The organism is Allochromatium vinosum DSM 180 (assembly GCF_000025485.1).
In the GTDB taxonomy this organism is placed as follows: domain Bacteria; phylum Pseudomonadota; class Gammaproteobacteria; order Chromatiales; family Chromatiaceae; genus Thermochromatium; species Thermochromatium vinosum.
Map to the genome: position 1 here is coordinate 3,039,731 of NC_013851.1, position 22,425 is coordinate 3,062,155.

Genomic DNA, 22,425 nt, shown 5'->3' on the forward strand with positions numbered 1-22,425 from the left:
CAGAGGCTGCAACTGAAGCGAATGTCGACCGCCGACGCCGGCGAGCCGGACAGCATGAGCCGCACCAGGGCCGCGAATCAGTCCTCATCGCCTTCGGATGGAGGCTGAGGCTGTAAATCGAGTGACTCGATATTGAGCAGATGCACGCGCCGGCTGTCGGCGCGCATCACGGTAAAGCGAAAGCGCCCGAGTTCCACCGACTCGCCACGCTTGGGCAGATGCCCGAAGGCATTGACCACCAGCCCGCCGATGGTGTCGAACTCTTCGTCCGAGAAGTCGCTGCCGAAGTACTCGTTGAAATCCTCGATCGGGGTGCGCGCCTTGGCGCTGAAATCGTTCTCGCCGCGGCGGAAGATGCCCGAACCCTCGTCATAGTCGTGCTCGTCGTCGATCTCGCCGACGATCTGTTCGAGCACGTCCTCGATCGTCACCAGACCCGAGGCATTGCCGTACTCGTCGACCACGATCGCCATGTGATTGCGGCTGGCGCGAAACTCCTTGAGCAGCACGTTGAGCCGCTTGCTCTCGGGCACGAAGACCGCCGAGCGCAGTAGATCGCGGATATTGAAGGCGCGCCGACCGGACTCGACGCAAAACGACAGCAGATCCTTCGCCAGCAGGATGCCGACCACCTCGCCCTTGTCGTCGCCCGTGACCGGAAAGCGTGAATGGGCCGACTTGACTGCGATCTGGAGGATCTTCTCCAGCGGGTCGTCGCGGCGCAGCGCGACCATCTCGGCGCGCGGAACCATGATGTCGCGCACCCGCAGGTCCGAGACCTGGAGCACGCCCTCGATCATGCTCAGGGCATCCGTGTCCAGCAGTTCCCTCTGTCGCGCATCCTTCAGCAGCTCGATGAGCTGTTCCCTGTCCTGTGGCTCGCCACCCAGCAGTTGGCCCAGACGCCCGAGCCAGTTGCGTGATCGCGAACCCTCGCTAGATCGATCGCTCGTCATGAGAAGTCTTGTCATCCTCCAGGTTGCCCTGGTCTTCGTAAGGTGGGGGGAATCCTAACCCGCCCAGGATCGCCGTTTCCAGTGTTTCCATCACGGCGGCTTCGGCGTCCGTAACATGATCGTAATCAAGCAGATGCAGAACGCCATGCACCACCATGTGCGCCCAGTGCGCCTCCGGCGTCTTGCCCTGTTCCAGCGCCTCGCGCCGCACCACCTCGGTGCAGATCACCAGATCGCCGAGCAGATCATGGATCGGATCGTCCGCGTCCAGACCGGGTGGCGCCTCGAACGGAAAGGACAGCACGTTGGTCGGCTTGTCGCGTCCGCGATACTGGAGATTGAGCGCCTGACTCTCGTCGGGGTCGACCAGACGGATGGTCAGCTCGGCGCGCGCGCGCTGAAACGGCGGATCGACCTGCGCAAGCGCCGCCCGGACCCAGCGCTCGAACCGAGGCGGTAGCGGATGATCAGCGTCCTCGGTGGCGACCTGTAGATCCAGTTCCAGTTCGACGCTCATGGCTGATTCTCGAAGGCATCGTAGGCGTTGACGATGCGCTGTACCAGCGCATGACGCACCACGTCGCGGGCGTTGAAGAAGGTAAAGCTGATGCCCGGCACGTCCTTGAGGATCTCGACCGCCTGTCGCAAGCCGGACGGCTGGCCGCGCGGCAGATCGACCTGGGTCACATCGCCGGTGATGACGGCGGTCGAACCGAAGCCGATGCGGGTCAGGAACATCTTCATCTGCTCGGGCGTGGTGTTCTGCGCTTCGTCGAGGATGATGAAGGATTCGTTCAGGGTGCGACCGCGCATGTAAGCCAGCGGCGCCACCTCGATCACATTGCGCTCGATGAGCTTGTTGACCTTCTCGAAACCGAGCATCTCGAACAGGGCGTCATAGAGCGGACGCAGATAGGGGTCGATCTTCTGCGCCAGATCGCCGGGCAGGAAGCCGAGCCGCTCGCCCGCCTCGACCGCCGGACGCACCAGCAGCAATCGGCGCACCCGATCGGACTCCAGCGCCTCGACCGCGCAGGCCACGGCCAGATAGGTCTTGCCCGTTCCGGCCGGACCGACACCGAAATTGATGTCGTGCTTGAGGATGGCGTGCAGGTATTCCTGCTGATTGGGTCCGCGCGCCCGGATCAGACCGCGCTTGGTCTTGATGATCACCTCCGGCAGCCGGTCCTCGACTTGCTCCAGCAGTGCATCCACGCCGGAGTCCTGAAGCACCAGATGAATGGTCTCGGGTGTGAGCACCGACTCGGCGGTCTCGGCATAGAGCGCGCGCAGCACCTGCTCGCCGAGCCGCACCGCATCGCCCTCGCCGATCAGGCGGAAGCTCGATCCGCGATTGCCGATCTCGATCCCGAGCCGGCGTTCGAGTTGGCGGAGGTGTTGATCGAACTGACCGCACAGATTGGCCAGACGCGCGTTGTCCTCGGGCGTGAGCTCGAGGTCGATGGATTGGGGTTGAATGCTCAAGCGGCTCAGTGGGCCAGTTGCCCACGCAATGAATTGGGGAGTGATTCGGTGATGGTCAGGTCGACGAACTGGCCGATGAGTTCGGCCGGGCCATCGAAGTTGACCACGCGGTTGTTCTCGGTGCGACCGGCGAGCTGGGCCGGATCCTTGCGCGACGGCCCTTCGACCAGCACGCGCTGCACCGTGCCGACCATCTGGCGGCTGATGCGCTGGGCATTGGTGTCGATGCGCTGTTGCAGCCGCTCCAGACGCGCCTTCTTGACCTCCAGCGGCACCGCGTCCGGATAGTCGGCGGCGGGCGTGCCGGGGCGGCGGCTGTAGACGAAGCTGAAGCTGTGGTCGAAGCCGACCTGGTCGATCAGATCGATGGTTGCGTCGAAGTCCGCGTCCGTCTCGTTCGGGAAGCCGACGATGAAGTCGGATGAAATGCAGATGTCCGGACGCGCCTCGCGCAGCCGTTTGATCTTACAGCGATATTCGAGCGCGGTATGCCCGCGTTTCATCGCCGCCAGGATGCGATCCGAGCCGGACTGCACCGGCAGATGGACGAAGCTCGCCAGCTCGGGCACCTCGGCGAAGGTTTCGATCAGATCGTCGCCGAACTCGACCGGATGGCTGGTGGTGAAGCGGATGCGTCCGATGCCCTCGACCGCCGCCACATAGCGGATCAGCAGCGCCAGACTCGCCGTGGAGCCATCGGCCATCAGACCGCGATAGGCGTTGACGTTCTGGCCGAGCAGATTGATCTCGCGCACACCCTGTTCGGCCAGATCCGCGACCTCGGCGATCACGTCGTCGAAAGGGCGACTGATCTCCTCGCCACGGGTGTAGGGCACCACGCAGTAGGTGCAGTATTTGGAGCAGCCTTCCATCACTGAGACGAAGGCGGTCGGCCCCTCGGCGCGCGGCGCGGGCAGACAGTCGAACTTCTCGATCTCGGGGAAGGAGACATCGACCTGGGGCCGGCGGCTGCTCTCCAGATCCTTGAGCATCTGCGGCAGCCGGTGCAGGGTCTGGGGTCCGAACACCAGATCGACGTAAGGCGCGCGGGTGCGGATCGCCTCGCCCTCCTGACTGGCGACACAGCCGCCGACGCCTATCACCAGATCGGGCCGCGCCTGCTTCCAGGGCTTCCAGCGTCCGAGTTGAGAAAAAACCTTCTCCTGCGCCTTCTCGCGGATCGAGCAGGTGTTGAGCAGGAGGACATCGGCCTCTTCGGGCTGATCGGTCAGCTCCAGGCCCGCCGCGACACGCAGCGCCGTAGCCAGACGCGCCGAGTCGTACTCGTTCATCTGGCAGCCATAGGTTTGAATGAAAAGCTTACGCGGCATGGGAGTGCGTCTTATCGAAAGACTGTCGGTTGGCGGCGGACTCGGCGCCGGTGCGCCGGGATGGTCGGTGGAGCGGGCGTCTCATCGCTTGGGACGCGCGGAAGGTGCAGGCGATTTATCCTGCGGATAAGCGCGCAGACTGTCAAGCACACTGTTGTTGCTCAGTCTGACGGCGCATCCGCGTCCGGCGAATCGAGGCCGGACGCGTCTGGATCTCCGATCAGGGCGCGGCCTTCTGGAGTCTGGCCGCTTCCTCGGCAATCTTGTCCAACTCGGCCGGGGTCAGGGTGTCGTCGTAGATCCCCGCTCCGACCTGGATGTCGGACTTGAAGGAGACCGCCGCGCCATGAGCATAGGAAATCTTGCGCGAGGCCTTGGCCTCGCCCGGCTTCGGCCACCAATACTCGGCCCAGCCGCCATCTTTCTGGGCGCCGGCCTTGCAGAGTTCCTGGAACACCGGTCGGTCCTTGTCGTCGCGCATTTGCAGGATCGGACGCCCCACCAGATCCGGGCGCAGCGGATGGGCGATCATGACGTCCTCGCGGCAGCTATAGACGAACACATAGCTGTCCTTCCAGACCCAGCGGGCATCCTTGTTATTGTTGAAGTCCGCGAATCCGGCCAGTCCCTTGGCATTGAGGTATTGCACCGCCTCACGGACCTTGGTCACGACCTCGGCGGGCGTTGCAGCATCGGGGTTCTGCGCCCAGCCGATGGCAGGGACAGTGCCCAGCGCCAGGGTCAGGCCAGCCAGAGCAAAGGGGATGTGTCTCATGTCGACTCCTCGATAGGGATGGCGGCGGACGGGTCGAGCGGCGCGCGCCGCTCGAGCGAACCGCCGACGCTCAGCTCAACCAGGGACGCCCGGCGGGCAGGAGTTCGCGCCCGTAGAGCTCGTTCAGGATGATCCGCGCCATCATGTACCAGGCCACTAGGGCGCAGGCCATGAGCGTGTAACCTGCGGCTACCGTCAGAGCGGGGAAGCCGAAATGCGCCAGATCCAGCAGGATGAAACCGGCCAGCAGCAGGGTGAAGGTCAGCGCCATGGCGCCGTGGATGCGCAGCGAGCCGACCCAGAGGATGGTCGTGAACAGAGTCCAGGCCACCAGGAACCAGCCGACGTCCTCGGTGCTGGCCTTGAAGAGATCGTATTTGTTGGCGATCAGCATCAGCGCCAGGGCGATCCAGAAGGCGCCGTAGGACGTGAAGGCACAGTAGCCGAAGGTGTTGCCGGTCTTCTGTTCCTGCAATCCGGCGATGAATTGCGCCAGACCGCCGAAGATCAGTCCCAGCCAGACCACGGGACCGATGCTGGACATCCAGCCGACATTGTGGAATTGCAGCACCAGGGTGGTCAGACCGAAGCCGGCCAGACCGACCACGGCTGGATTAGCGAGTTTGGATTCCGCCATGATTCTTGCCCAAGCATTTTGGAGGAAAGGGACGCCCTGCACCAAGACAGGGCGACGCATGTTACCCGATTTCCATGGCGGCAGTGTGGTTGACTGGAGCGGACGCGAAAGCGGCGAGTCGGTTCGGTCAACCCGGACCGACCGCGCCGCGACCGGAGACTAGCCCCGGCTCGCCCGCTTGCGATCGCTCTCCTTGAGATGACGCTTGCGCACGCGGATGGCGTTCGGGGTGATCTCGACCAGCTCGTCGTCCTCGATGAACTCCAGCGCCTGTTCGAGCGTGAACTTGACCGGCGGGGTGAGCAGGATGTTCTCGTCCGAACCGGCGGCGCGGATGTTGGTCAACTGCTTGGCCTTGAGCGGATTGACGGTCAGATCGTTGTCGCGCGAGTGGATGCCGACCACCTGCCCCTCGTAGACCTCTTCGCCGGGCGAGACCATCATCCGTCCGCGCTCTTGCAGGTTGAACAGCGCATAGCCGAGCGCCTTGCCGGTGGCGTTCGAGATCATGGCCCCATTGCGGCGCGGCGCGATGCCGCCCATGTGCGCCGGACGATAGCGCTCGAAGACGTGGTACTTGAGTCCGGTGCCCGAGGTCAGGGACATGAACTCGGTCTGGAAGCCGATCAGACCGCGCGAGGGGATCTCATAGTCCAGACGCACCCGGCCCTTGCCGTCCGGCACCATGTCCTTCAGCTCACCGCGCCGCTCGCCGAGCGCCTGCATGATCGAACCCTGTGAGGTCTCGTCGATGTCGACCGTGAGCTGTTCGTATGGCTCGCAGATCTGACCGTCGATCTCGCGGAAGATGACTTCGGGACGCGACACCGCCAGCTCGAAGCCTTCGCGGCGCATGTTTTCGAGCAGGATCGACAGATGCAGCTCGCCGCGCCCGGAGACGCGGAATTTCTCGGGATCGTTGCCCTCCTCGACGCGCAGCGCGACATTGTGGATCAGCTCGCGTTCGAGCCGGTCCTTGAGCTGGCGCGAGGTCAGATACTTGCCGTCCTTGCCGGCGAAGGGCGAGGTGTTGACCTGGAAGGTCATGGTCACGGTCGGCTCGTCGACGGTGAGCGTCGGCAGGGCCTGGACGTGTTCGGGATCGCACAGGGTATCGGAGACGCCGGGCGCCTCGATGCCGGTCAGGGCGACGATGTCGCCGGCGGTGGCCTGGGGCACCTCGTGGCGGTCGAGCCCCAGATAGCCGTAGACCAGACCGATCTTGGCCTTGTGGCGCGTGCCGTCGGGCTTGACCACGACGACCTGCTGGTTGGGCTTGACGCGACCGTGGCGGATGCGCCCGACGGCGATGGCGCCGACATAGGCGTTGTAGTCGAGGGTCGAGACCTGCATCTGGAACGGCGAATCGGGATCGACCTCGGGCGCCGGGCAGTGCTGGACGATGGCCTCGAACAGCGGGGTCATGTCGCCCTCGCGCACGTCGTCGGTCAGGCCCGCGTAGCCGTTCAGGCCGGAGGCATAGACGATGGGGAAATCGAGCTGCTCGTCGCTGGCGCCGAGCCGATCGAACAGGTCGAACACCTGATCGATGACCCAGTCCGGACGCGCGCCCGGACGGTCGACCTTGTTGATGACCACGATCGGGCGCAGACCGTGGGCGAACGCCTTGCTGGTGACGAAGCGGGTCTGAGGCATCGGGCCTTCCTGGGCATCGACCAGGAGCAGCACCGAGTCGACCATCGACAGCACGCGCTCGACCTCGCCGCCGAAGTCGGCGTGTCCGGGGGTGTCGACGATGTTGATGCGGTAGTCGTTCCAGCGGATCGCGGTGTTCTTCGACAGGATGGTGATGCCGCGTTCCTTCTCCAGCGCGTTGGAGTCCATCACCCGTTCGACCGGCCCGAAGCGGTCGCCGAGCGTGCCGGACTGCTGCAACAGCTTGTCCACCAGCGTGGTCTTGCCATGATCGACGTGGGCGATGATGGCGATGTTACGAAGAGTTTCGATCACAGGACTGGACTCCGGGCGCGGCGGCTAAGGATTGACGATGGATTCGGGGTTGGGGGTCGGGATGTCTGGCGGGAAACTGAGGTCGCGGCCGGGATGGACGTGACTGGATTCGGCCTCGGTGGCGATTATATACGCTTGATGGGTAAATCGCGTGCTGTGTCTTGTGCGTCGGCGGCTGGGGGATGTCGGAGTGATGGTTGGTGAGGTGCGGCCGGGGTCGATCTAGCGGCGATTGCTCGGGTGTTGTCTCGTCATGATTCCGCAACACTTGGCCCAGCTTGGATTTTTCCGAGATACCAACAGCGCCTGTGGATAAGTCTGTGCACAACTTTCGTTCGTCGGCTTCCAGGGCGCGTGGTTGCTGGACGCGAAACAGATCGGTCGCATTTTGACCGCTTGAAAAAGCCTTTTATTGTCAATCTGTTGCGCGAGTCATTGACAAATTGGCTTGAGCCGATTGGAGCCGGGATCGTCGCGGCGGACGAGCGGATGCGGCCTGTGAACAAATCGTCGGGGCGGCGGGCTTGCACCGGCTCTGGAAAAGACTCAGCATAGGGCGCAGAGGACAGACAGACCCTGGATCGACCGGGGCACGCGGCCCGCTCCGATCCAGGGTGCACCATCCACAGCCACCATCGGAACCGAGAAGAAACGCGCATGACGCCAAGCGATCTCCAAGCCGTTCGCGATCACATCGCCTCACGCATCATCGGTCAGCAGGCGTTCATCGACAGCATGCTGGTCTGTCTGCTGAGCGATGGTCATCTGTTGGTCGAGGGCATGCCGGGGCTGGCCAAGACCACGGCGGTCAAGGCGCTGGCCGAGTCGATCGAGGGTGATTTCCACCGCATTCAGTTCACGCCGGATCTGTTGCCATCGGATCTGATCGGCACCGACATCTACCGCCACGAGAAGGGCGAGTTCGAGTTTCGTCAGGGGCCGCTGTTCCACAATCTGCTGCTGGCCGATGAGGTCAACCGGGCGCCGGCCAAGGTGCAGTCGGCGTTGCTGGAGGCGATGGCCGAGCATCAGATCACGGTCGGTCAGAAGACCTATCCCCTGCCTCAGTTGTTTATGGTGCTGGCGACCCAGAATCCGGTCGAGCAGGAGGGCACCTATCATCTGCCCGAGGCGCAGCTCGATCGCTTTTTGATGCAGGCGGTCGTGACCTATCCGAGCCGTGACGAGGAGTTACGGATTCTGGAACTCGACGGTGAGCAGCAGAAGCATAGTCCTGCGCCGCCGGCCAAGCGGTTGAGTCAGGTGGAACTGTTTGCGATGCGGCGCGATGTGGCTGAACTCTATCTCGATCCCAAGCTGCATCACTATATCGTCGATCTGGTGCAGGCGACGCGCAATCCGAAGCTCTATGACCGGGATCTGGGGCGCTGGTGTCGTTTCGGGGCTTCGCCGCGCGCGAGTATTGCGCTGGCGCGTTGTGCGCGGGCGCGGGCCTGGATGGATGGGGAGAGTTTCGTGGCGCCGCATCATATCCAGTCAGTCGCGCCGGAGATTCTGCGTCATCGCATTCTGTTGACCTTCGAGGCCGAGGCCGAAGGGGTGACGACGGATGCGTTTATCAAGCGGTTGTTGAGTTTAGTGGCGATTCCTTAATGATTTGACGTTAACACGCTGCAATACGATTTTTTCTCGTGGAGGAGAGCGATGCTGAACAAAATTTTGTTTGCACTTGCTATGCAGTCGGCTATGTCATCCGCAATCGCTGCTGGGAACCCGTTAAGTGTTCATGTCCTCAATATGCAAGATGGATTGCCTGGCCCCAATGTAGAAGTGACCCTTGAGCGTATGGAGGGTCGCGAATGGCAGTTTTTACGTGCTGTTCGCACAGATGAGCAGGGCCGTATTCGGGATCTCTACCCAGAAGACGCTCCATTGCAGGCAGGCGTCTATCGAGTCATTTTCAAAACGGGCGATTGGCTGAAACAAAAGGGTACAGCGAGCTTCTTTCCTGAAATTCCAGTGGTTTTCCGCGTTGATGGCACACTCGATCACTATCACATCCCGCTTCTTCTAAGTCCCTATGGCTACTCAACTTATCGCGGCAATTGACAGGCACTGCCTCGCTGTGCAATTTAGATAAAATTGCCAATGAAGCAGAGGGAAATCGTTGAATTTTGAGGGAGGGCGAGTATGGCTTGATGCTTCAAAAAGGGACCATGATGGAGTTTTGCACGAACATCAAACCCAACACGAAGGAATTGACAAATGGCAACTCATCAGAAAGCCTCCATAGAAATCGTCAACAACTGGGGCGGCACCTTGCTCAGCGTTTCGGTCGCTCACAAATATAGCGACGAATATAAAAACGACCATTCCTGGGAAAACATCATGAATGGCGAGTCAACTTCCTCAACGATGGTTGACTTCAATACGGGCTGGTTGACAACAGGTCGGGACTGGTGGGTTGTAACTTGGATTGATGATAAAGGCGACACCTATATAACCGACCCCATGAATTTTCGGGGCATCGTGGACTTCCTCGAGAGGATTGGTAGCGATATAGCGGAGCCGGTCGCAGCTATTTCTGCCTGGGTTGCAACCGGGAGTCCTGAACCCACCTCGAAAGCAATCGCTGCGGCTGTTGCGGTTACAAGTGCGGTTACAAAAAGATTTTTGAATTCCGAGGGAACAAACGGCTACAAACAGCATATTTTGCGCGAGGAAGACAAAAATGGGCCGACAAAAATAATAATCAAGAAGGGAGAGATTGAGTTCCAATCGAATTCTGGAACTTCCACGACCGGATTTAGAAAGATGTAATCCCGTTTTGCAGAGTGATTCTCAAAGGGGCGCTGCACACTAAGGCAGCGCCCTATTCCAGAGTTTGGGTGTGAGCTGAAATGCTATGACTCATCCCATGACACAACAGACCAAACCACCGAAATGGATTCTCTGGCTGTTCGCCGTCAGCCTGATCCTCTGGCCGACCCTGATGTACTGGCTCGCCAATGGCTATTCCGGCTGGTCGGATCTGAAAAGCTACCATGACGCCGGCTCAAGAGAACTGCGCCACTCCCAAGGCCCGACCAACGTAACCCTGGTCCAGTCCTCCGGGCGCAAATACGACTTCGCCTCGAATCAGTCAGGACGCGCGAGCTACGCCAGAACCGATGTCGGCTTCGATGATGAGGGTTTCTGGGTGCGGGGACGTCATGGCGGCTGGACCGGAGGTCCGCGCGGCGCGGTCTTCATCCCCTGGACGGCCGTCGAACGCTGCGATGGACTGCGCATCCATCTGAGCGATCCGCAGATGGCCCTGATCATTCATGATCAGTCGCTACTCGATACCTGTACGCGCCAGGTTTCCAGATAGCACACGCCTGAGTGCGTTCCCGACTCCGGGCGTTCACGATCCCGTTCACCTCAGTTCAAGGTCGCGCCCAACACCGCATGAGCCTCTACCCCAGACTCGACGATCTCCTGGAACTGCGCCATCAGGCCCATTCGCTGGGTCTGCCGTCGCATCATCTGGTCAACTCGGCCTTTGCCGGACTCTATGCCTCAGTGTTTCGGGGCGCGGGGGTCAACTTCGAGGAGGTGCGCGAATACCGCGAGGGCGACGACATCCGCTACATGGACTGGAAGGTCACGGCGCGCACCAACGAACCGCACCTGAAGATCTTCCGCGAGGAACGCGAGCGCTCGGTGGTGCTCTGTGTCGACAAGGGACCGCACATGAACTTCGGCACGCGCGGCACCTTCAAGTCGGTGCAGGCGGCGCGCGCGGCGGCGCTGATCGGCTGGGCGGCGAGCCGGCTCAACGACCGCGTCGGCGGGCTGGTGTTCGGCGATCCGCTGGCCGGACTGCAACACTTCCGCCCCTCGCGCGGACGCCGCGCGCTCTGGCAGGTGCTGCGCACCCTGACCGAACCCGGCGCTGAGATGGACCCCTCGATCGACTGTCTGAGCGGCGCGCTACGGCGCGCGACCTCGGGTCTGCCGACCGGCTCGCTGGTGTTCGTGATCGCCGATCTCAACCGCGAGGTAGCGGGTCTGGAACAGGTGCTGGGCGATCTCTGCCAGCGCAACACCGTGGTACTGATCCCGGTCGACGATCCGGCCGACTGGGAGATCCCGGCCATGGGCGTGGCGACCTTCACCGGCACCGACGGCGAGCTGGTCGAGATCGACACCGACGATCCCGAGGCCGCGCGCGGCTATCGGCGACTGTGGGAGGAACGGCGCGCACGGCTCCAGGCGATGGCGCATCGACTGCACATCCTGCTGCTGCCGGTGCGCACCGACGCCGAGATCCATCTGACCCTCATCCACAACCTCGAACAGCGTGCGCGCTCGCGGGCCGTCTGACATGGATACCCTCTTCACACCCATCGAACCGCCCTTGCAGGCTCTGCGCGACATCCGCGACATCCCGCCGATCCCCTGGTGGCCGCCGGCGCCGGGTTGGTGGCTGCTGGCGCTGGCCTGCGGCCTGCTCGGCTATGCGCTCTGGCGCTGGCGCGTTCCGCTCAGTCTGCGCGTGCCCATTCCCGGCGTCACGCTCGGCACCTGGCGCTGGGACGCGGCCAGGGCGCTGCGCGATCTGAGCCGACGGGCGCGCACGGGTCAGGACGTCAAGACCCTGGCCGGCGAGCTGTCGGAACTGTTGCGCCGCATCGCCATGGCGCGGCTCGGGCGCCCGGCCTGCGCCGGTCTGACCGGGACCGACTGGCTCGACTGGCTGGCGGCCCATGATCCGAACGGCTTTCCCTGGCACGAGCGCGGCCGGGTGCTGCTGGTGGCGCCCTATGCCCCGCCGGGTGCGGGTACGGCGGATCTCCGGGCGCTGATTGCCGCCGCCGAGGGCTGGGTGAGTGCCGGTGATCCCAAGCGAGGTGCGCGCGATGTTTGAGTTCCACTGGCCCTGGGCGGCGCTACTGCTGCCGCTCCCCTGGCTCCTGCCCGTTCTGTGGCCGGATCGGCGCACGCAGGTCGACGAAACGCTGGAAGGCCGGCGCCAGACCCTGCTCCATCCGCGCCTCGACGATCTGCGCACGGCCTTCACAGCACGCCGGCCCAGGCTCCAGCTCGCCGGCCGGCTCTATCGCGCGCTGCTCTATCTGCTGTGGATCGCGCTGGTCGTGGCCCTGATGCGCCCGCAGTGGCTCACGCCCTATACCGAAGTCAGCACGCCGGGCTATGACCTGATGATCGCGGTCGATGCCTCGCACTCGATGGAAGCACTGGATTTCACGGTCGAGGGCCGTCAGGTCAACCGCATGGCCGTGGTCAAGGGCGTCATGGGACGCTTCATCGACGCGCGCCAGGGCGATCGGGTCGGGCTGATCCTGTTCGGCAGTCAGGCGTTCATCCTCTCGCCGCTCACGCTCGACCGCCATGCCGCGCGCCAGTTGCTCGACGGCGTGGTGCCGAGCATCGCCGGACCGGCCACGGCGCTCGGCGACGCCATCGCGCTCGGCGTGAGCAAGCTGCGCGAGCGTCCCGAAGGCTCGCGGGTGATGATCGTGATCGCCGACGGCGACAACAACGCCGGCAGCTTCGCGCCCAAGGAGGCGGCACGGCTGGCGCGCGCGACCGGGACGCGGATCTACGTCATCGGCGTCGGCAGCAAGCAGCCGAGCATCCCGATCCTGGAAGAAGGCAGCGTGCGCTATCGCGACGACCTGACCATGGACGAAGGCACGCTCCAGGAGATCGCCGACCTGACCGGCGGCGGCTATTTCCGCGCGACCGACACCCGCGCGCTCGAAGAGATCTCGTCGCGCATCGGCCAGCTCGAAAAGACCGAGGCCGAGGCGCGCACCGCCTTCCTGCCCCGACCGCTCTACCGCTGGCCGTTGGGCGTGGCGCTCCTGGCCCTGCTCGGGCTGGGGCTGTTCCCCGAGGGTCGCAAACGCTTCGCGCGGAGGCTCGCCAGTGCTTGATCGAGGCTTTCATTTCGACCAGCCGCTGTGGTTCCTGGGGTTGCTGCTGATCCTGCCGGTGGCCATCTGGCTGGCGCGCAGTGCGGCTCAGGCGGCGCGCGCGCCCATCCATCGCTATGCCGATCCGCATCTGCTGCCGCATCTGACCGGCACGCGCGATCTGAGCGCACCCGAGCGTTGGGGCCGGTTTCTGCGCTGGAGTCTACTGTGGACGCTGCTGTTGACGGCGATGGCCGGGCCGCGCTGGGATTACACCGATCTGCGTCTGTTCCATCCGGGCAACAACCTGCTGGTGCTGCTCGACGTCTCGCGCTCGATGCTGGCCGAGGACGTGAGCCCGAACCGGCTCGGACGCGCGCGTCAGGAGTTGCAGGATCTGATCGTCCAGAACCGTCAGGTGCGACTGGGGCTGATCGTGTTCGCCACCGTGCCGCATGTGCTGGCCCCCATCACCGAGGACACCACGAGCCTGCTCAATGCACTGCCGGCGCTCTCGGCCGATCTGGCCAGTCCGGGGCTTCAGGGGAGCAGTCTGACCCGCGCCCTGATGCGCGCCGAAACCCTGCTCGCCGGGCTGCCCGAGGACAGCGCGCGGGCCGTGCTGCTGATCTCGGACGGGGATTTCGACGAACCTGGATTGCGCGAGCAGGTCGCCAGGCTGGCCGAACAGGGTGTGCGTCTGCATGTGCTGGGTGTCGGCACGCCGGGCGGTGCGACGGTGCCCGCGCCTCAGGGCGGCGTGATCGTCGATCCGGGCGATCCGCAGCGCCGGCCGGTGCGCTCGGTGCTGAACGAAGCGTTGCTGGAAGAGCTGGCTCAGACGGGCGGCGGACTCTATCGGCGCGCCGACTATCGCGACGGCGATACCCAGGCCATTCTGGAAGCGGCGACCGTCAGCCGTCTGCCGCCCGAGGCGAGCGACGCGCGCACCCGGATCTGGAACGAGCGCTACTGGCTGCCGGTGCTGCTGGTCGGGGCGCTACTGCTGCCGCAGTTCCGCGAACTCGCGCGACGACCGGCGCGGCGGCGGCCGGCCGATCAGGAATCGGGAGGACTGTCATCGTGATTCGCGCGCTGACCGCCCAATCCTGGCTCGTCTCCCTGGTACTCATCGCCCCGATGAGCGCCCACGCCGATTGGTTCCGCACCGACGAACAGCGGGCCTATGACGTCTATCGTTCGGGCGATTATGCGAGCGCCGCCGAGTCGTTCAGCGATCCCTATCGGCGTGGCGTGGCGCTCTATCGCGAGGGCGACTATCGGCAGGCCGAGCATGCTTTCAGTCAGGCCCAGGGCGGCGCGTTCGACCAAGCGGCGCGGTACAATCTGGGCAACACGCGCTTCAAGCTCGGTGATTACACAGGCGCGGCAGAAGCCTATGAATCCGTGCTCGCCACCAATCCATCGCACGAGGACGCCGCTTACAATCTGGCCCTGACCCGCGCCATGCTCGCGCGTCTGGAGCAGGAGCAGTTCCGCGAACAGACCGAGCAGAAGCCCGACGACAAGAAGGCGGACGACGCGCGCCAAGACAGGAAGGAATCGCCGCCGGATTCCAAGTCGTCCAGCGATCAGCGACAGGAATCCCAACCGCGCGAGTCCACGTCTCAGCCAGCGCAGGCCAAAGAGAAGCAAGCCTCCGAGCAACAGCAGAAATCAGAACAGAAACAGTCGGCTCAAGAGCAGCAGAGTCAGCAGCAGCAATCCAGCCAGGAACAACAGAGCCAACAGCAGCAGAGCGAGCAACAGCAGTCCGGTGGCGAAGGCCAGCCGCAGGAGTCGGGCGAATCCGGTTCCGAGTCCGAGCAGCAGGAGGGTCAGAAGGGCGCCGGCCAACAAGGCGGACAAGAATCGCAGACGGGCGAGTCCGGTGGTGAGTCGTCCGAGACCAGCGCCGGCCGCGAGCAGGACAGCACGCCGGGCGAAGGCGCCGACAGTCAGGAGCAGACCGGCGAACGCGGCGAGCAGCGTCAGGAGACGACAGGCACGGGCGGCGAACGCGGCGAGGACAGCGACCAGGCGCGCGGCGATCGCGACGAAACACGCGACCAGCAGGCCGGCAAGCGTCCTGACGAACAGCGGACCGACCGCGATCAGACCGGACGCGACCGCGACGCCGCCAAACAGGACACACGCGGTGCCGAGCGCGCCAGCGGCGGCGAGGACGAACCGCCCGAGTCCAGCCGTCCCAGCCGCTCGGGCGGTCGCACCGAACGCGCCGACATGCGCCCCCCGGATTCGCTCGACGCCGGCCGGACCGAAGCCGTCGACCAGTTCGACCAGCTCGGACTCCAGTCCGGCAGCGAGCGCGAGTCCGAGACGCGCGAGGGCCAGATGCCCGCGCTCGACGGACTCGGACTCATGGGCGGTCCCGGCATGGCGGTCATGGAGCAGCGGCTCAGACAGATCCAGGGCGATCCCAGCCTGTTGATGCGTAATCAGTTCCGAATCGAGGAGATGCGCCAGATGCCCGGAACGACCGGCCAGTGGCGGGAGACGCGCCCATGGTGATCCCACACGAGACATCCAGGCGAGCGGCGCTTCCGGCCGTCGTGGCCCTGATCGTCGCGAGCAGCCCGATCGGCGCTCAGCCCTACTATGGTCGACCCTACCAGGGAGCACCGGGACAGCCGTATTACGGCCCGCCCTATTACGGACAGCCATACTACGACCAACCGCCGCAGCCGACACCGAATCAAACACAGCCCCAGACTTGGCCGGTTCAGCCTGTACCACCCCAGTCGGCGCAACCGCCGCTGTCGTCCCAGCCCGGCCCTTCTCAATACCGTCCAATTGCGCCGAACCATGCCCAGGGCGTACCGCCGCGCTATCAGCCGCCGTCGACCTCGCCCGCTCAGGGACAAGGGCCGGCTCAGTCTCCCCAGGGTTATCCCGGCTACGCGCCCAACTGGCAACGGGGCTATACCCCCGGCTATCCCTCGGGCTACGCCCCCGGTTCGGTTCAACCGACCGCCGCCCGCGCCCCGACGCTCGAATGGTCGCTGGAATTCGCTGATCCCTATCTGCAACAGCCGACCATCCTCGAGCTCGATGTCGTCAGCCGCGACAACCTGAGCAGCGTCAATCTGGAACTGCCGAGCACCAGCGACGTGCTGATGAAGACCCTCAAGGGTCCGAGCACCGAGACCCGTTCCAATCACGGCCAACAGGAGATCGTCAACCGCTTCGTGCTCACGGTGGTTCCGTTGCGCACGGGCGATCTGGAACTGCCGCCGATCAAGGCCGCGGGCACCCTGGCCGGCCTGGGACTCGGCCAACGCTACGAGGCGAGCACCGAGCGCCCCATCCGCCTCCAGGTGCGTCCGCCCATGACCTCGGTGCGTCCCTGGCTGCCGCTCAAATCGCTGACGCTCAAATCCAGCCTCGATCGCGAGGGTACGCTGGAGCCGGGGCAACCCGTGACCCTGGCACTGGAGATCGCGGCCGTCGGCGGCACCGCCGTCCAGCTCCCGAGCCTGGAGAACCAGTTGAGCGGCCCGGACCTGCGGGTCTATCGCGAACAGACGCTCACCACCACCGAGCTCTCCCCGGACGGACGCCAACTGCTCGCCAACCGCACCGAGTACTACACCCTGGTTCCGCAGAGCGGCGGCCGCCTCACCCTGCCCGAGATGAGCCTCGCCTGGTGGAACGTCGATCTCGGCGTGCGCGAGGTCGCGCGGCTGCCGCTCAAGACGCTCGACGTGCGCGGCGGCGGTCCCTTCGGCTTCTCGGCGGCGACCCTGGCCGCTTCGCCCTGGGCCAGGCTCTGGATTCCGATCACGGGCGTGCTGCTGCTGATCGGCGGCTATTGGCTGGGGGTCTTCTATCGCGGACGGGTGCTGGATCTCGGGCGCGATCTGCTGCGGTTGAGCGGGCGCGGCCTGAGTCGCGGCTATCGACTGACGGCGACCTGGATCGGACCGCGTCTGCGTCCGCTCGCGCCCTCGGCCCTGCTCGAACGGGTGCATGAGACACTGTGGCGTGTGCGGCCGGCCGGCCAGTATGTCATTGCTCAGGTCCGCCATGCCAATCGCGCCGGCTGGACGGGCGAGTGGTACGCGCGCTTTGCATCGGCGCCATGCGGCGGGTGCGTACTCAGGGGCGAGAGCAATCAGCCGGCGGTCATCGCGCATATCCGCGCGCATCGACCGGGCGTCGATCCGGCAGAACTCGCGCGGCTCCTGAATCAACTGGACGCGGCCATCTATGGCGGTGCGCCGCTCGACTTCCCGCGCTGGAAACGCGCGTTCCTGCGTCAGGTGCGTCGTGGGACTGGAGTCTGGCGGCAAAGCGGTGCGTCCGGGCGTGTCCGCTGGGCGGGCTTGCCGGCGCTGAATCCGCGTCCGGCCTGAGCGTCCCATGGATCAACTGTATTCCCTGCCGCCGCGCTCTGTGCCTGATCCGGTGATTTCGGACCTGGAGAACGATCGAGAACCAACCGCTGCACAGCCTCCCGGCCCGACGCCGGTCGACACCGAGCCGGCGAGAGACGCCCCACCCGGACGTCCACAGCCGCGCATGGCGACCTGGCTCATACGGATTGGGCGATCATTCTGGCGCTGGAGTCGGCGCCTGATGGCGTTCTTCGTTCTGACGAGTCTGGTGCTGGTGCTGGGTCTGCGCTGGATCGATCCGCCGGCCTCGGCCTTCATGCTGCGTCATGCGTTCAATGTGTGGCGTCTGGATCAGACGCCGCCCTACTATCAGCACGCCTGGATCGACTGGGAGCACATCCCGTCCAGTGTCAAGCTCGCGGCCATCGCCGGCGAGGATCAGCGCTTTCCGCGTCACCTCGGGTTCGACCTGATCGAGATCCGGCACGCCATCCGCACCTATCGCGAGGGCCGACGACTGCGCGGGGCCAGCACCATCAGCCAGCAGACGGCCAAGAACCTCTTTCTCTGGCCCGGCTCGGGCTGGGAGCGCAAGGCGGTCGAGAGCTGGTTCACGCTCCTGATCGAGATCCTGTGGTCGAAGGAGCGCATCCTCGAGGTCTATCTCAACATCGCGCAGTTCAGTCCCGGCACCTATGGCATCGAAGCCAGCAGCCGGCGCTATTTCGGCCACTCGGCCGGCGAGCTGACACGCCGACAGGCCGCGCTCCTGATCGGCGTGCTGCCCGCACCCGGCACCTATCGGCTCGACCGTCCATCCGGGCGGCTCCAGCGCCGTGCCGAGTGGATACTGGATCAGAGCCGGCGGCTCGGCGGCGAAGCCTATCTGCGTCGGCTCTAGCGTTCGGCCTGGGGGGCTTGCTCGAACGGTCTGGTTGGCGCCAGACACAGGCACCGTGAACTCATGACTCGCAATAGCGCTCGACGAGCGCTTCGTGATGCGCGAGCTTGCTGTCGTTGTAGTCCTTCTCGTCGCGGGTGCGATAACCGCCCTTGACCTTTTGTCGCCACTTGGCGACTTCAGCCCGGTGGCGGGCGCATTTGGCCGGGTCGAAGTCGGTGTTGCGGTCCGGCTTGGCGGCGGCCTTGAGCGCCCTGGCCCGAGCCTCGGCCTCGCGCCGCGCCTGGAGATGTGCACGCTCGCGGGCCTCGCGCTCGGTGCGCAGACGCTCAGCCTGCGCCGCGACCGAATAGTCCTCACCGGATGACGCACTCTCGCGCCCGTCCGGTCCCCGGATGTCGACCTGGAGCCGGTCGCCCTCGGCCTGAGCGGCACAGGCCGTCTGCTGATAGCTGAGGCTCCCGTCGGGCTGGCGGCATTTGTAGAGTTCGGCCCAGGCCGGACCAGCCGTCAGCGCGAGCAGGACGCCGAAAAGCCGTGATGGAGGCACCGGGCGGGTCGCGCTCGCCATCATGATCTATCTCCTTTTGTGTCCAAGCCATGAGCGTCCGGCCAAGCTGACTTGGCTTTGCCGCTTCGGAAGACGTCGAGACAGACCCTATATCAAAAACGAAAAGTGCTCAACTGTGCCATGGATGCCGCACGTTCAGCAACAGTCGCGGCGCTTGGCGACCGCCTCGGCCAGTTCGTGCAGCATGGGTTCGGTGTCGTCCCAGCCGACGCAGGCATCGGTGATGCTCTGACCGAAGATGAGATCGTCGCAGGCCGATGGATTCTGGTTGCCGGCGACCAGGTGGCTCTCGATCATCACGCCGATGAGGCGCCGGTCGCCGCGCGCGACCTGGCCGGAGACGTCCTGACAGATACGGATCTGCTTCTCGGGGCGCTTGCCGCTGTTGGCGTGGCTGAAGTCGATCATGATCTTCGGCGTCAGTCCCGAGGCCGCGATCTGCTCGGCGGCGATGTTGACGCTCTCGGTGTCGTAGTTCGGCCGCTGACCGCCGCGCAGGATGATGTGGGTGTCCACGTTGCCGGTGGTGCTGAAGATGGCCGACTGCCCTTCCTTGGTCACGGACATGAACACATGCGGACGCGCGGCGGCATGGATGGCGTCGATGGCGACCTTCACGTCGCCATTGGTGGCGTTCTTGAATCCGATCGGACAGGACAGCCCCGAGGCCAGCTCGCGATGGCCCTGACTCTCGGTGGTACGCGCGCCGATCGCGCCCCAGCTCACCTGATCGGCGATGTACTGCGGGCTGATGAGATCCAGGAACTCGGTCCCGGCCGGCATGCCCATCTCATTGAGATCGAGCAGCAGTTTGCGCGCGATGCCCAGCCCCTTGTTGATCTCGAAGCTGCCGTCGAGATTGGGATCGTTGATCAGTCCCTTCCAGCCGACCGTGGTGCGCGGCTTCTCGAAATAGACGCGCATGACGATCAGCAGCTGCTCGGCGAGCGCCTCGCGCAGCGGCTTGAGACGCCCGGCGTATTCGAGCGCGGCCTCGGGATCGTGGACCGAGCAGGGGCCGACCACCACCAGCAGCCGCTCGTCGCGACCGTGCAGGATGCGCTGGATCTCGTGGCGAGTGTCGTGGACGGTGTTGGCGGCGGTCTCGGAGAGCGGGTATTCCTCGTGCAGCTCGCGCGGCGAGCGCACACGGGTGATGTCACGGATACGGAGGTCGTCGGTACGGTGCATGGTTGGATCGCGTGAGAAGTCGCAAAGCGATGCAGTATAAACCGGCCTGTGCATCCACGCGCCGGTTTGAACTCAGGTTTGGCGCGCCCAGCTCATCGGCCCACGTGCTTTATGATCCATCAGCCATGCTCGCCTGGATCGAAATGGCAGAGATCCCAAAGCGCCCCACACGAATACGGCTGATCGTGGCGTGACCGATCTGCAACCGATACCAGCGCTCCGGTCGCGCGTCCAGTGCATGCCCCAGAACAGCACGGATCACCCCGGCATGACAGACGATCAGCAGACGCCGTCCCGGATAGGCGGCAACCTGGCGCTCGTAGGCCGCGACGATCCGGCACTGAAACGGCCCCAGCGGCTCACTGCCCGGTGGCCGGAATGCCACGGGATCGCGCTTGAAGGCGGCGAATCGCTCCGATTCGGATGCGCGAATCTCCTGGTGTGAACGCCCCTCCCAAGCGCCCATACCGATCTCGCGAAACGCCGAGTCGACAGCCAGGGGCAAGGCGTGACGCGCCGCCAGCTCAGCCGCGAAGAGCCGGCAGCGGTGCAGCGGCGAGCTGATGATCTGATCCCACTGACAGTGCTCGCCGACCGCGCGACGCATCTGCTCCCAGCCGAGCGGTGAGAGTGGATCATCGATCCCATGTCCGCGATAACGCCGCCCGCCCACAGGCTCGCCATGCCGCATAAAATCGACCACGGTTTCGCCAGTCTCGTTCACAATGATCCCTCCCCTGCACATCGACCACCGATGCCTGCATGGGCAACCTAACGACACCCAATCGCTCATCTGGATTTTCGCGCCTCAGCGCCCATACTCGATGGCGGCACGAATCGCAGCGATGGACACGAAGATTCTTATCCAGCATCCATTTTTCAACGTCGAGAAGTCGAGCACGCATCCAATGAAGCCAAAGATCTACGAGGGCATCCACAACCAGGAACAGGCCATGACCCCGACGGCCAACATCATCCGCGATGCCTGGGTGTTCGGGATCATCCCCGAGGACGAGACCTGCGAAGGCTGGACCATCCAGGGAATCGATGCCCTCTACGACAAGGTGACGGCCGCCTGGCAGCCTTATGGCCATCTGGTCTCCAACCTGCCGCCCGAACTGCGCGAACGTCATGCGCGCATCTATGCCGAAGCCATCGAGCGGGCACGCGCCACCGGCTGGGATCCGGAACTCGACGAGACCGACTGACGTCGAACGGCCAATTCCGACCGCTCCGGGCAGGGTGTCGCCCGATGCCTGCCGGAGCGCGCTCCACCTCGATGAGGAAGCGCCAGCGATGTCCAGCTACTTCGTCCGGGAAGTCTTCTTCCGTCCCGATACCGAATATGCGCGCGAGCTGACCACCATCCCGGCCCCCATCCACAACGCCCTGCGCCGACTGCTGAAACAGGCGCGCGGATCGAGCGTCTTCGTCCCGATCCGCGCGATGCAGTATCTGGCCGTGATCGATGCCGAGGAAGTGATCTTCGTCGATGCCCAGGGCGGCTACGCCTATCACGACGGCGAGGGCGGACGGCTGATCCGACTGGCCTGGCGACCGTTCGTCGGACGGGCATCGCTGTGCGACCCCGTTTCCTGTGAGATGGTCTACTATTTCAATAATTTGAAGGCCGTACAGCGGCGGCTGTTGTCCGAGATCGGCCCGGCTCTCGATCAGTCGACACGCAAGCAGTCGGGCGGGCAGCCACCGTCTCAGGATGGGGCCGTTCGCATTCTTCCCTTCAAACCGCGTCGTGAGTGACTTCCGCGCGGTTTTTGGCATCAACCGGCGTCCCGGCGCCAATCTCGAAAAGATATAAAGCGGACCAAAAGAGTCTGCAAACTGGAGGATTTCATGACTAAGCTACTGACTTGGCACGATGAATGGTCGCTCGATATCGAGCTGCTCGATCAGGATCACCGCGCGCTGATCGAACAACTCGCCGATATCTGTCTGCGCTTCTGCCCCGAAGCCTCGCACGGACGCTCGGGAGACGCCAACGCGCTACTCGATGCCCTCACCCGCCTTGGCGAGTCGATGCGCGCGCATTTCCAGCGCGAAGAGGCGTTCATGCGTTCGTTCGACTATGAGGGCATCGGCGAACACCAATGCGAGCACGCCGTGCTCATGGCCGAGTTCACCGCCCTGCTGCGCGAGTGGCGCGAGGAGGGTCTGACGGTCTTCGACGAGACCAGTCAGGGCATCATCCGCGATTGGCTGCTGGCCCACGTCCTGGGTGCCGACCGCCATTTCGCCGAGACCTATTTCAATCTCTTCGGCGGGGGCGCGCCCGAAAGCCTGGGCACAATGCGTCTCTATCAGTCGAGCTACCGGGCAAGCCGGCGCTGAGCGGCGGGGGCGTTT

General features: G+C 64.4%; 24 protein-coding genes. 14 read left to right on the plus strand and 10 right to left on the minus strand.

The annotated features are described in order from the left end of the window. Positions 1 to 77: 77 nt before the first annotated feature. The 7 genes from ALVIN_RS13395 to typA form a co-directional block, all read right to left on the minus strand. Positions 78 to 956 carry an HlyC/CorC family transporter gene (locus ALVIN_RS13395; RefSeq protein ID WP_012971859.1) on the minus strand — a complete coding sequence of 293 codons (879 nt, stop codon included), beginning with the start codon at positions 954 to 956 and terminating at the stop codon, positions 78 to 80. After that, the gene (gene ybeY, locus ALVIN_RS13400; protein WP_012971860.1) at positions 937 to 1,473 is read right to left on the minus strand and encodes an rRNA maturation RNase YbeY; all 537 of its coding nucleotides are present in this window, start codon (positions 1,471 to 1,473) and stop codon (positions 937 to 939) included. Before ybeY ends, ALVIN_RS13395 begins: the two co-directional genes overlap by 20 nt. Beyond that, positions 1,470 to 2,441: a PhoH family protein gene (locus ALVIN_RS13405; protein ID WP_012971861.1), complete on the minus strand. Its 972-nt coding sequence runs from the start codon at positions 2,439 to 2,441 to the stop codon at positions 1,470 to 1,472. The genes ybeY and ALVIN_RS13405 overlap by 4 nt, the downstream gene beginning before the upstream one ends. 5 nt (positions 2,442 to 2,446) lie before the next feature. Continuing rightward, positions 2,447 to 3,772, minus strand: a complete 1,326-nt coding sequence (gene miaB, locus ALVIN_RS13410; protein WP_012971862.1) for a tRNA (N6-isopentenyl adenosine(37)-C2)-methylthiotransferase MiaB — start codon at positions 3,770 to 3,772, stop codon at positions 2,447 to 2,449. Between the two features lie 220 nt (positions 3,773 to 3,992). Then, positions 3,993 to 4,547 (minus strand): cache domain-containing protein, encoded by a 555-nt coding sequence (locus ALVIN_RS13415; RefSeq protein ID WP_012971863.1) that lies wholly within the window; start codon positions 4,545 to 4,547, stop codon positions 3,993 to 3,995. A gap of 70 nt (positions 4,548 to 4,617) precedes the next feature. Continuing rightward, positions 4,618 to 5,184 (minus strand): acetate uptake transporter, encoded by a 567-nt coding sequence (locus tag ALVIN_RS13420; RefSeq protein ID WP_012971864.1) that lies wholly within the window; start codon positions 5,182 to 5,184, stop codon positions 4,618 to 4,620. A 159-nt stretch (positions 5,185 to 5,343) separates the two neighbouring features. Next, positions 5,344 to 7,155, minus strand: a complete 1,812-nt coding sequence (gene typA, locus ALVIN_RS13425) for a translational GTPase TypA (protein WP_012971865.1) — start codon at positions 7,153 to 7,155, stop codon at positions 5,344 to 5,346. A gap of 657 nt (positions 7,156 to 7,812) precedes the next feature. Here typA and ALVIN_RS13430 point away from each other — a divergent pair. From ALVIN_RS13430 to mtgA, 11 genes are all read left to right on the plus strand, one after another. Continuing rightward, positions 7,813 to 8,769 (plus strand): AAA family ATPase, encoded by a 957-nt coding sequence (locus tag ALVIN_RS13430; RefSeq protein ID WP_012971866.1) that lies wholly within the window; start codon positions 7,813 to 7,815, stop codon positions 8,767 to 8,769. A gap of 51 nt (positions 8,770 to 8,820) precedes the next feature. Then, positions 8,821 to 9,225, plus strand: coding sequence for a hydroxyisourate hydrolase (gene uraH, locus ALVIN_RS17225; RefSeq protein ID WP_012971867.1), 405 nt, complete (start codon positions 8,821 to 8,823; stop codon positions 9,223 to 9,225). Between the two features lie 156 nt (positions 9,226 to 9,381). After that, the gene (locus ALVIN_RS13435; RefSeq protein WP_012971868.1) at positions 9,382 to 9,936 is read left to right on the plus strand and encodes a hypothetical protein; all 555 of its coding nucleotides are present in this window, start codon (positions 9,382 to 9,384) and stop codon (positions 9,934 to 9,936) included. Positions 9,937 to 10,033: 97 nt separating this feature from the next. Beyond that, entirely contained in the window at positions 10,034 to 10,489 is a 456-nt protein-coding gene (locus tag ALVIN_RS13440; RefSeq protein WP_148217520.1) for a hypothetical protein, read from the plus strand. A 77-nt stretch (positions 10,490 to 10,566) separates the two neighbouring features. Further along, a complete protein-coding gene (locus ALVIN_RS13445) occupies positions 10,567 to 11,484 on the plus strand; it encodes a DUF58 domain-containing protein (protein ID WP_012971870.1) in 918 nt (305 codons plus the stop codon). 1 nt (position 11,485) lies between these two features. After that, entirely contained in the window at positions 11,486 to 12,028 is a 543-nt protein-coding gene (locus ALVIN_RS13450; protein WP_012971871.1) for a DUF4381 domain-containing protein, read from the plus strand. Next, complete coding sequence (locus ALVIN_RS13455) at positions 12,021 to 13,061, plus strand: VWA domain-containing protein (RefSeq protein WP_012971872.1); 1,041 nt, start codon at positions 12,021 to 12,023, stop codon at positions 13,059 to 13,061. The genes ALVIN_RS13450 and ALVIN_RS13455 overlap by 8 nt, the downstream gene beginning before the upstream one ends. Then, on the plus strand, positions 13,054 to 14,127 hold the full coding sequence (locus ALVIN_RS13460) for a VWA domain-containing protein (RefSeq protein WP_012971873.1): 1,074 nt from the start codon (positions 13,054 to 13,056) through the stop codon (positions 14,125 to 14,127). The genes ALVIN_RS13455 and ALVIN_RS13460 overlap by 8 nt, the downstream gene beginning before the upstream one ends. Further along, positions 14,124 to 15,572: a tetratricopeptide repeat protein gene (locus tag ALVIN_RS13465; protein ID WP_012971874.1), complete on the plus strand. Its 1,449-nt coding sequence runs from the start codon at positions 14,124 to 14,126 to the stop codon at positions 15,570 to 15,572. The genes ALVIN_RS13460 and ALVIN_RS13465 overlap by 4 nt, the downstream gene beginning before the upstream one ends. After that, positions 15,566 to 17,416 carry a BatD family protein gene (locus ALVIN_RS13470; protein ID WP_012971875.1) on the plus strand — a complete coding sequence of 617 codons (1,851 nt, stop codon included), beginning with the start codon at positions 15,566 to 15,568 and terminating at the stop codon, positions 17,414 to 17,416. The genes ALVIN_RS13465 and ALVIN_RS13470 overlap by 7 nt, the downstream gene beginning before the upstream one ends. A 223-nt stretch (positions 17,417 to 17,639) precedes the next feature. Continuing rightward, complete coding sequence (gene mtgA, locus ALVIN_RS13475; RefSeq protein ID WP_223295225.1) at positions 17,640 to 18,299, plus strand: monofunctional biosynthetic peptidoglycan transglycosylase; 660 nt, start codon at positions 17,640 to 17,642, stop codon at positions 18,297 to 18,299. Positions 18,300 to 18,360: 61 nt separating this feature from the next. On the opposite strand, the gene ALVIN_RS13480 is transcribed toward mtgA, so the two are convergent. From ALVIN_RS13480 to ALVIN_RS13490, 3 genes are all read right to left on the minus strand, one after another. Then, positions 18,361 to 18,873 (minus strand): DUF4124 domain-containing protein, encoded by a 513-nt coding sequence (locus ALVIN_RS13480; RefSeq protein ID WP_012971877.1) that lies wholly within the window; start codon positions 18,871 to 18,873, stop codon positions 18,361 to 18,363. Between the two features lie 132 nt (positions 18,874 to 19,005). Continuing rightward, positions 19,006 to 20,061 (minus strand): 3-deoxy-7-phosphoheptulonate synthase, encoded by a 1,056-nt coding sequence (locus ALVIN_RS13485; RefSeq protein ID WP_012971878.1) that lies wholly within the window; start codon positions 20,059 to 20,061, stop codon positions 19,006 to 19,008. Positions 20,062 to 20,170: 109 nt separating this feature from the next. After that, the gene (locus ALVIN_RS13490) at positions 20,171 to 20,785 is read right to left on the minus strand and encodes a histidine phosphatase family protein (RefSeq protein WP_012971879.1); all 615 of its coding nucleotides are present in this window, start codon (positions 20,783 to 20,785) and stop codon (positions 20,171 to 20,173) included. 184 nt (positions 20,786 to 20,969) lie between these two features. On the opposite strand from ALVIN_RS13490, the gene ALVIN_RS13495 reads away from it, so the two are divergent. The 3 genes from ALVIN_RS13495 to ALVIN_RS13505 all read left to right on the plus strand — a co-directional run bounded on the left by ALVIN_RS13495 (position 20,970) and on the right by ALVIN_RS13505 (position 22,410). Further along, on the plus strand, positions 20,970 to 21,269 hold the full coding sequence (locus ALVIN_RS13495) for a hypothetical protein (RefSeq protein ID WP_012971880.1): 300 nt from the start codon (positions 20,970 to 20,972) through the stop codon (positions 21,267 to 21,269). Positions 21,270 to 21,357: 88 nt separating this feature from the next. After that, positions 21,358 to 21,822, plus strand: coding sequence for a hypothetical protein (locus tag ALVIN_RS13500; protein ID WP_012971881.1), 465 nt, complete (start codon positions 21,358 to 21,360; stop codon positions 21,820 to 21,822). A gap of 93 nt (positions 21,823 to 21,915) precedes the next feature. Continuing rightward, positions 21,916 to 22,410, plus strand: a complete 495-nt coding sequence (locus ALVIN_RS13505; protein WP_012971882.1) for a bacteriohemerythrin — start codon at positions 21,916 to 21,918, stop codon at positions 22,408 to 22,410. Positions 22,411 to 22,425: the final 15 nt, after the last annotated feature.